At 39.6% G+C, this 1,219-nt stretch carries 1 protein-coding gene; it reads left to right on the forward strand.

All coding sequences use genetic code 11. From position 1 onward, the window contains the following. The first annotated feature begins 617 nt into the window (after positions 1-617). The gene (locus LG31_RS0107595; RefSeq protein ID WP_152598339.1) at positions 618-1,109 is read left to right on the forward strand and encodes a hypothetical protein; all 492 of its coding nucleotides are present in this window, start codon (positions 618-620) and stop codon (positions 1,107-1,109) included. The last annotated feature ends 110 nt before the right edge of the window (positions 1,110-1,219 follow it).

Here is a 1,219-nt window from a genome sequence, read left to right on the forward strand (position 1 = left end):
GCAAGACGATATTGAGCCAAGCAAGACGATACTTTGCTCGCATGGTATTAGAACAGACCTGACTACCCGAACCAGCCCATCTTGCATTGAACTGAACAGCAACATTTTTACCTTTACGCATAATTAGCTAGATCTACCCGGCATTAATGACCAATAACCCACCACACGACACAAGAATCAGACAACTTGCGCGACGCAAAACAATCACAGAATGAGCAGATAAAAGCTAAAAATAAACGACCATAAAAAATAAAACACATAAAAAACAAAAACATAAAAAAAACACAACACGCACCAACCGAAGGGAAACCAGTAAAACAATGAGGGCGTTGAGATAAAAAAAAGCTGACAAGGGGTACTTGCCAGCCAAACAGACACTATGGAACACACATATCGGGATGGTGGCTTCATACAACAAAAACCACCGACACAACCTCAAACAAGGAGGCTGCACAGGTCACAACCTAACAGCAACAAAAATCAAAACAACAAATAAAAAATAATATTCACACCAACCAATAGGTGGGCGAGGGGGGCAAAAAAATTTATTCCCATTTATTAGCTGAAAAGATGGTTGTCAACAGCAATAATAACATCGAAAGCACTTCACATCAGGCATGCCTTCAAAAATCTCACATCAACATAATGATAGCAACTCAAAAGAACGAACGGTAGATACCCAAGATATGTTTAACTTTCTTATCAGATCTAAAAGAAACAACAACAAAAAAGTTTTCGTCGTCAAACGTAAGGGGGAACTTCTTCTTGCGCTGAAAAACAATATGATAAACGATGTGCCAAGCTTGGTATCGCTTTATCATGATAGCAACAGGACCGGATGGAAAATTGTAGCAGATCAGGTTTATGCGCGAGATGAACATGAAGCGGCATTGAAGGTTCAGTTTTTAAATGACTCTCATGGCTTTATGATGGCGGCATGTTTTATTAATGCTCTGCTGGTTTTATTTTCACCAAACCTTATAGTTAATGCATTTCTGGCATTCTCTTGTATTGCTGGATACGCGTACGCTCTCTGGACAATGTATCAATTTCAGAGTCCAGCATTGCAAACGCTTACAATGCAACATTGCATCCTCACTCAAGATTGAACATCAGACACCAAGATAGGGGAAGCGTTAATTCAAGGTGATAAATATCATTCCACATAACCTCGTTGCCTCTCGCACCTATCAATGTTAACTACTCTCCTTATAGCAAG

This window comes from Aeromonas lacus (assembly GCF_000764665.1).
GTDB lineage: Bacteria > Pseudomonadota > Gammaproteobacteria > Enterobacterales > Aeromonadaceae > Aeromonas > Aeromonas lacus.

Coding starts and splice junctions, on each gene's coding strand:
- LG31_RS0107595 (WP_152598339.1), top strand. CDS start 618: ATGCCTTCAAAAATCTCACATCAACATAATGATAGCAACTCAAAAGAA.